Source organism: Desulfoluna sp., assembly GCF_030145185.1.
In the GTDB taxonomy this organism is placed as follows: Bacteria; Desulfobacterota; Desulfobacteria; order Desulfobacterales; family Desulfolunaceae; genus Desulfoluna.
Map to the genome: position 1 here is coordinate 1 of NZ_JAQYWB010000124.1, position 8242 is coordinate 8242.

The window sequence follows — 8242 nt, forward strand, 5'->3', positions numbered from 1 at the left end:
ACTGCCACATTCCCGACAATCTCCGGGCTGCAAGGGTAGGGTGTGCTTGCGCACCGCGGGTAACCGCAACAGCCAAGAAAACCCATGCCCGCATCTCCCCCACGCCTCCCAGAAATACCAAAAGATGCTGGTTTTACGAGCAAATGGTGCGCAAGCACACCCTACGTGATGTCGCGTGGCAGGATTTTTTCGCTATTCCGGCATGCTGAAGTAGCTTGGGCTGAATATTCCTTTTTAAAGGCGTTTGGGTACTTTTAACTGACACATTCCCGACAATCTCCGGGCTGCAAGGGTAGGGTGTGCTTGCGCACCGCGGATGAACCGCACTGCCCCAAAAACCTATGCCCGCATCTCCCCCACGCCGCCCAGAAATACCAAAAGCTGCTGGTTTTACGAGCAAATGGTGCGCAAGCACACCCTACGTGATGTCGCGTGGGAGGATTTTTTCGCTATTCCGGCAGGCTGAAGTAGATTGGGTTGAATATCCCTTTTTAAAGGCGTTCGGGTACTTTTAACTGACACATTCCCGACAATCTCCGGGCTGCAAGGGTAGGGTGTGCTTGCGCACCGCGGATGAACCGAACCGCCCAAAAACCCGTACCCGACTCTCCCCCACATCGTCCAGAAATAGCAAAAGATGTTGGTTTCTTGGATAAAGGGTGCGCAAGCACACCCTACGTGTTGTCGCGTGGCGGTGTGTTTTCGTTATTCTGGCAGTGTCCCCTATCCACCGTGGATTCCCGCCTGCGCGGGAAAGACGAAGACAGCGCGGGAAAATGGATGCGGTTGTGCCGTTTTACAGCCCGACACTCGCCACCTTCTGTATCGCCAAGTGACCGGGGATCTATCAATTAAAAGCGTTCTTGGTTCTTGGATAAAGGCAAAAGCGTTCTTAGTTCTTCGTGCCTGGTTCTTGGTTCGAGGAGTCGCTGCGCTCAATCTATTATAAAAAAGCCGGGGCTGGTGGAGATGGCAAAAGGCTAATGGCTAAAGGCGAGATGGCAGAACGTAAAGACATCAAAACCGTGGACTTGGGAACTCAACGTACTTTGGATCAGGCACCCTTATGTGACGCGTTACCGCCGGATTTCGGGTCACAAAGGTAGGGTGTGCTTGCGCACCGCGGATGAACCGAACCGCCCAAAAACCCGTACCCGACTCTCCCCCACATCGTCCAGGAATAGCAAAATGTGTTGGTCTCTTGGATAAATGGTGCGCAAGCACACCCTACGTGTTGTCACGTGGCGGTGTGTTTTCGTTATTCTGGCAGTGTCCTCTATCCACCATGGGTTCCCGCCTTCGCGGGAAAGACGGTAGAGGACACTCTTCGCCTCCTCGTCTTCCCCGGCTGCCCGGAAAATGGATGCGGTTGTGCCGTTTTACAGACCGGAACTCGCCACCTTTTGTATCGCCAAGTGACCGGGGATCCATGCCCGAAGTGATCTCATCCCATAAACATCATCGTGTTCTCACTCACACAATCCCGTCGGGAAACCCACAACGCTGAAAATTGGATAAATTTTGACGACGCAGCATCTCTCCCCGGCGTGATCGGTTGCACCCGCGCCAGATGGGCACGGCACTACCTTTGCCCATCCTACAGGTTGCCAACAATACCCAGTGTGCAGAGTTTTTTTTGCACCAAAACCTGCTTTCAAGGTGGCACACCTTGCCGCCGGAGGCTTTTTAGACGCTGAATAGTTACCATTCTTAAAACCCAAGCAGCGGTCCCATTTTTTCTCACCCATGCTTAGGCCATACGCACTACTTCTAAAATTACGCCAGCCACCAGCGCATGGTTGTTAATCATTGATGGAGCGGAGCGACTCCTCGAACGAAGAACCAAGAACCAAGAACGGTTTTTACAAACCAGTGACGGATCAGGGGAGGCAATCACCCAGGAGGGCGCTGTGGTGCCCTCCCTCCCTCGTGTTCTCATTCATTCCACTCACACAATCCGGCACCTCGCATCCAACGCAAGAACCCCGGACCCGTCTTCTATGAGCCGGACCGGGTTGAGGTCAAGCTCCTGGATCTCGGGGAAGGTGGCCATGAGGTGGGTGACCCGGTGGATGAGGTCGATATAGCCCTCGATGTCGGTGCGGGTTTTTCCCCGAGTGCCTTCCAGGATCGGGGCTGTCTTCAGGCGGTTGATTCGGGTGGTGATCTCCTGGGGGTTGGAGGGGCACAAGACGGTCTGGGCATCTTTGAAGACTTCGATGTAGATACCGCCGTAGCCGAAGAGGGTGACGGGGCCGAAGGCGTCGTCTACGCTGCCGCCGACGAACATGTCGACGCCGTCGCCGGCCATGGTCATGAGGCGGACGCCGTTGAATCGGGCTTCTTTGTTATAGGCGGTTAAGTTGGCCTGGATGGTTGAAAACCCATTTTTAACGGCGTCCCTGTCTTTCAGGCCCACGAGGACGCCCCCGGCGTCGGATTTGTGGATGGCATCGGGGCTGATGACTTTCATGACCACGGGGTAGCCGAGGGTGTCGGCTGCTTTGATCGCCTCCTCCAGGGTGGCTGCGGTTTGGTTTCGGGCCACGGGGATGCCAAAGGCGGTGAGCAGCTCAAGGGTCTCTTCACCGCAGGGTCCGGAATGGGATGTCACCCAGGTGGCGGCGGCTTTCATGTCGATTCCTTCCGGAAGGGCCGTGGTGAAGGCGGGCTCTAAGCGCCGGGCGTGATAGCGTTGCTGGAGTTTCATGATGCGGATCATGGCCTCCGGGGTATTGAAGATGGGCACGTTAACGTTTTTTTTCACCCGGTTGATGGTGCGGGAGGGGCCGTAAAGGCAGGATGCCATGGGTTTGCCAGAGGAGCGGATGGCGCCGGTGACCTCTTTGGAGATATCGGTCTTGAACATTTTGTTGAAGACATCATCGTTTTTTGGCATCTGCGGATTTTGGGTGAGGTAGACGGCCCCGTCCACGTTTTCGTTGTGAAGGACGAGGTTGATGACGCTGGCCGTGGCCGAGGGGTCGTAGATATCCCCTAAGTCCAGGGGGTTTGAGAGCTTGATCACCCCGGCGTTGGTGAACGCCCCGATCTCCCGGTAGAACGCTTCGCCGGGATCGGCAAATTCAAACCCTGCTTTTTCACAGAGGTCGGCCATGAGGACCGTAAAGCCTCCGGCCGGGCTCATGACCATGATGCGGTTGCCCATCATGGGGGGCAACTCAAAGACTTTTGCCGCGTTGATAAAATCTTCAAATTCTTCGATGCGGAGGATCCCGGCCCGCTCAAAGGCGGAGTCGATGATCGCTTCGTCGTTGCTGATGGCCGCCGTGTGGCTCATGGCCGCTTTGTTGCCTGCATCGGTGGTGTTGGACTTGAAGATGATCACGGGTTTGTCGACTTCGGAGGCGGCTTGGATCAGCTCACGGCCGTTGGTGATGCTCTCCAGATAGAGACAGATTATTTTGGTCTCGGGATCGTCCCCGAAGTAGCGGATGCAGTCGATTTCGCTGACGTTAAGTTTGTTGCCGATGCTGGCGAATTTGGCCAGTCCGATGTTTTCGTCGTCCATGAGGTGCCAGAGGAACAGGCCCATCCCGCCACTCTGGGTGATCAGGCTCATCCCGCCGCTGGGGGTTTTAAAGGTCGGGGTAAAGGGGAGGCAGAGGCCGTTGGCGGTGTTGGCGACGGTCAGGCCATTGGGACCGATGAACCGGATCTTAAAGGCCTCGGCCACGTCCATGAGCTCCTGGGCTAATTTTTCCCCTTCCGGGCCGGTTTCGTTGAACCCACCGGAGAGGATGGCGGCGCGATCCACCCCGGCCTCGCCCGCTTCGCGAAGGGCCGCCGGGATCAGGTGGGCGGGGAGCAGAAATACGGCCAGATCGGGTGTTTGCGGGAGATCGTTGATGTGTTTATACATCTTGACCCCATCCACATGCTTCTCGTCTCCTTTGGGGTGAATACCGAAGAGGCGGCCCTCGTAGCCCCAACGAATCAGGTTTTCAAGCATCAGCCGGGGGATGTTGTTCTCTCGATTGGAAAGGCCCCAGATGGCAATGGATTCGGGATAGAAAATTTTTTTCATAGTCCTCCGCAGTCCTTGTCTCTAATTGTGATGCGTGTTGTGTATGGAGTACGATGTTCAGCCTGGCGGGAAAACTTTATGAATTGACGTTAACGTCAACTGTATATGCGAAAGTTTTTTGTGTGTCAAGCGCAAGAATCAGTTGCCCGTAAAAATTCAATTTATCATGGATGGTGCTGATTTAAGAGGTTCTGAGGCAGTTCTTGACAAGAATCATTGGAGCGCATATGTACGGACGAGTTCTCGCAGGATGGATGCACGCTTGTTTCCAATCTTTATGAGTGAACGGGCACTGAAAACGATGCCTCCTTAGTTTGCTGTGGAGCAGGCAGATTGATGATTAAACCAGGAGATCCTTAGCATTGAAGCGCCAGGGCAAAGAAATATACTACACCATCTCGGACCTCGCCGGGGAGTTTGACATCAGCACCCGGTCCATTCGGTTTTACGAAGAAAAGGACCTCATTTCCCCCCGCCGCACCGACGGCAATCAACGAATCTACAGTCGTCGGGATCATGTGCGGCTGAAGTTGATCCTCCGTGGGAAGCGATTCGGGTATTCTCTGGAGGAGATCTCTGAGATCATCGGTCTGACCGATATCGATATTGACGAGGTAGAGCAGATTCGCAAGACGCTGGCCATGGGGCAGGGAAAAATCACCGATGTGCAGGAGCGCATTAACGATTTGAAGCTCCTGGAGGAAGAGCTGGTCTCCTTTCAGGCGAAGATGGCCGACCGTCTCCGTGAGCTCACCGACGACGAGTGATGCTGATATTATCTGACGATGCTGATGACCTGACGATGCCCACACCTCGTTTCAGGCCTTACCTTTGACACGTGGTTTTTTTATGTCCCGTCGTTTTCTCTTTTTGGAACCCCATTTCAGCGGATCACACAAAGCCTTTGCCGAAGGGCTCAGGGATCACAGCGGTCATGATATCGAGCTGCTGACCCTGCCTGGCGAGTACTGGAAGTGGCGCATGCGGGGTTCCGCTCTGCATTATGCCGAGGTCCTGCCCGGGTTCTTCGGCAGTGACGGACCCTGCGATGTCGATGGCATGATCGTCTCCAACATGGTGGACCTTGCCCGGTTGAAAGGGTGGGTGCCGAATTGCCCTTCCACCCTGGTCTACATGCATGAAAGCCAGCTCACCTATCCGCCCCCCAAGGGAGAGACAGTCAGTGTGGATCTGGTGATGCAGGAGATCGCAACCGTCCTTGCCGCCGAGGGGGTTGTGTTTAACTCCGGCCACCACCGCGATTTATTTCTTAAGAGCCTCGATCCTTTTTTTTCCCGTTTCCCGGATTTTCTCCCCAGGGGGCTGGAAGAGACCCTCGCAAGAAAATCAAAGGTCCTTTATCCGGGCTGCCGTCTTCCTGTGGGGGCACCATCCTTGGAGACCAGGCAGACCGATCCTCCCCTTATCATCTGGAACCATCGCTGGAGTTACGATAAAAATTTTCCCGCCATGCTGAACGTGTTGACCTCTCTTGCCGGAGAAGGGGTGGCCTTCCAGGTCGCTCTCCTGGGTGAGTCTGCGGGCGGAAAGGCCGAAGCCCCCTTTCATGAAGCCCGAAAGCTGTTGAAAGACCGCGTGGTTCATTTCGGTTACTGCGATTCAGCCGAGGCCTATCGGGCGTGGCTGGCACGCGGGGCCGTGGTCGTGAGCTCCGCGGTTCAGGAAAATTTCGGCATCTCGGTGGTGGAGGCCATGGCCCATGGGTGCCTCCCTCTGCTGCCAAAGCGTCTGGCCTATCCCGAGGTCCTCCCCGAAGCCTTCCATGAGGCCCACCTGTACACCAGCCGCAGAGATTGCATCGCCAAGCTTCGCGCACTCCTTCAGAGTTGCGGTGAACAGGGGGCCTCAGAATCCGCTGTCAGCCTGGCTCATCATATGAAGGCCTATGGCTGGCAGCACCTGATATCGGACTACGATGCGGCCCTCGCTTCCTTGATTTCCGAGTGATTTTTTATTTATGAATGCTCGCCACACGGGCTCCGGTGGCTGTGATGAGGTCCTGTGCCGAGAGTTCGATCTCAAGGCCCCGTTTGCCGCCGCTGACCATGATGGTGGGATGCTCCATGGCCTGGGCATCCAGGAGTAGAGGAATGCGTTTTTTATGGCCCACAGGGCTGATCCCTCCGGTGACATAGCCGGTGGCCCGCTCTGCTTCTTTGGGATCGGCCATGGCCGCTTTTTTCGCTCCGGCGGCCTTGGCCACGTGCTTGAGGTCGGTGAGGCCGGTCACGGGGACGATGGCGCCGCAGAGGTTCTTTCCATTGCCGTCCAGGGCCACGATGATGGTCTTGAAAACCCGTTCCGCAGGGAGCCCGAGTTTTTCCACGACCTCATCCCCGTAGGCGCCGTAGTTGGGGTCGTGTTTGAAACTGTGGACCTTATGTGCGATCTTCTTCTTTTTCAGCAGGTTGATTCCAGGTGTCAATGCAGTACTCCAGGTGATTTTTGTTAACTGTTTATATTTTTACTCTTTGATGTGTTTTTCATAGATGCTGTGGGCACCCCAGGCAATGGCCGCCACCATCAGCAGGATCCCCAGTCCCTTGAACCCGGCGGCGATGGCGTGGTCTTTTTCAAGAAGCCCTGTCTCCGTCAGGATGAACTGCCAGTCGTGGAATCCATAGGGTGCGGCGCTGCCGACATTTCCGCCCAGAAGGGGGAGTGTGAGGCGACGCGCGTCATCGGCATAGGGCGCGATGTCGAGAAAATTTTCGCCGATCCACCAGAGGCAGACCGACGCTCCGAAGGGATCCCGTTGTTTTAACAGCAGGGTGAGCAGGCAGATCAAGGGCATGAGAAGTTGCCCCAGGGTGCCGCCCAGAGAGTGTATCAGCCGACCGAAGGGCTTGAAGAGAAGGTGGCCCGCTTCATGGAACGGAAGGTTCACATTGTGCAGAAACGAGTTACCCGCCCCGCCCTCGATGAGGGGGATGGCGGCCAGCTTGAGCCCCCAAAGCGCGAGCAATACCAGCAACCCGCCTTTGAGCACCACGTAAAAAATCCCTTCAGAAGCGTTTTCCTGCTCGTAAAAAGTAACGTGGGTGTCCTTACCATAGGCTTCGTGCCTTTTGGGCTTATTCGGCTTTTCTTGCGGCTCTGGTGAGGATCCATGGATCGACTTGATCCGTGAAAAGATCACGCCGCATCGCAGGCACTCCTGCGAGCGTGAGGCGTTATCGTATCCACATTTGGGGCATTTTTGAGTTTGAGTCATGTGAATTAGTGCGTTCCTCGTTCTTGGTGCCTGGTTCTTCGTTCATGGAAATCGCTTCGCTCATGGTCACATATAAAATAAAGCGTTCCTCGTTCTTGGTGCCTGGTTCTTCGTTCGTGGAAATCGCTTCGCTCACAGCCACATTTATATAAAAATTATTCTATATGCAACGTTGGCTTTAATGCGCCTGCGGCGGGTTGTCACCCTGTAAGGTGCTCTCTGTGCACCAGAGATTGGGTAAACGACGGCTGTGATGATTTTACCAGAAATTTGGGTCACTCCCGTGACGGTCTTCGGTGTGGCTTTTTTTATAATTGCCGGAGCGCAGCGACTCCAAGAACCAAGAACCAAGCACGAAGAACCAAGCACCAGGCACGTTTTTTCACCTCGTTCCCAGGCTCCGCCTGGGAATGCTCTTCGGAGGCTCTGCCTCCACGCTTGAAGCTCCGCAACCTGTGAGTTTCACCCCTGCGCCACGGCTATTCATACCGGCAAGGCAGAGCCTTGCACCCAACACCCCCAGGCAGAGCCTGGGAGCGAGAAAGAACGGTGTTGGTTTTTTCATAACTGCCGGAGCCCAGCGACTCCTCGAACCAGGCACGAAGAACCAAGCACCAGGCACGTTTTTTCACCTCGTTCCCAGGCTCCGCCTGGGAATGCTCCCCGGAGGCTCTGCCTCCAAGCTTGAAGCTCCGCATTCTGTGAGTTTTACCCCCACGCTACGGCTATTCATACCGGCAAGGCAGAGACTTGTACCCGACACCCCCAGGCAGAGCCTGGGGGCGAGAAAGACGGTGCTGGTTTTTCCATAACTGCCGGAGCACAGCGACTCCTCGAACCAAGCACGAAGAACCAAGCACCAAGCACGCGTATTCACACCGGTCCCAGGCCCAGCCAGGGCATGCTCTCCGGAGTCCCTGCCTCCACGTGTAAAGACCCGCAACAGGTGCGTTTAACCC

5 protein-coding genes are annotated in these 8242 nt (G+C 55.6%); 2 read left to right on the plus strand and 3 right to left on the minus strand.

Features of this window, described 5'->3' with window-relative positions:
- Window positions 1–1948: 1948 nt before the first annotated feature.
- The gene (locus tag Q1Q75_RS21880) at window positions 1949–4048 is read right to left on the minus strand and encodes an acetate--CoA ligase family protein (protein ID WP_300675230.1); all 2100 of its coding nucleotides are present in this window, start codon (window positions 4046–4048) and stop codon (window positions 1949–1951) included.
- 362 nt (window positions 4049–4410) lie between these two features.
- On the opposite strand from Q1Q75_RS21880, the gene Q1Q75_RS21885 reads away from it, so the two are divergent.
- Together Q1Q75_RS21885 and Q1Q75_RS21890 are read left to right on the plus strand one after the other, a co-directional pair.
- Complete coding sequence (locus Q1Q75_RS21885; RefSeq protein WP_300675232.1) at window positions 4411–4815, plus strand: MerR family DNA-binding transcriptional regulator; 405 nt, start codon at window positions 4411–4413, stop codon at window positions 4813–4815.
- An 82-nt stretch (window positions 4816–4897) separates the two neighbouring features.
- A complete protein-coding gene (locus Q1Q75_RS21890) occupies window positions 4898–6016 on the plus strand; it encodes a DUF3524 domain-containing protein (RefSeq protein WP_300675234.1) in 1119 nt (372 codons plus the stop codon).
- Window positions 6017–6020: 4 nt separating this feature from the next.
- Here Q1Q75_RS21890 and ybaK read toward each other — a convergent pair whose 3' ends face one another.
- On the minus strand, window positions 6021–6494 hold the full coding sequence (gene ybaK / locus Q1Q75_RS21895; protein WP_300675236.1) for a Cys-tRNA(Pro) deacylase: 474 nt from the start codon (window positions 6492–6494) through the stop codon (window positions 6021–6023).
- Between the two features lie 39 nt (window positions 6495–6533).
- Complete coding sequence (locus Q1Q75_RS21900) at window positions 6534–7283, minus strand: Ran-binding zinc finger domain-containing protein (protein WP_300675238.1); 750 nt, start codon at window positions 7281–7283, stop codon at window positions 6534–6536.
- Window positions 7284–8242: the final 959 nt, after the last annotated feature.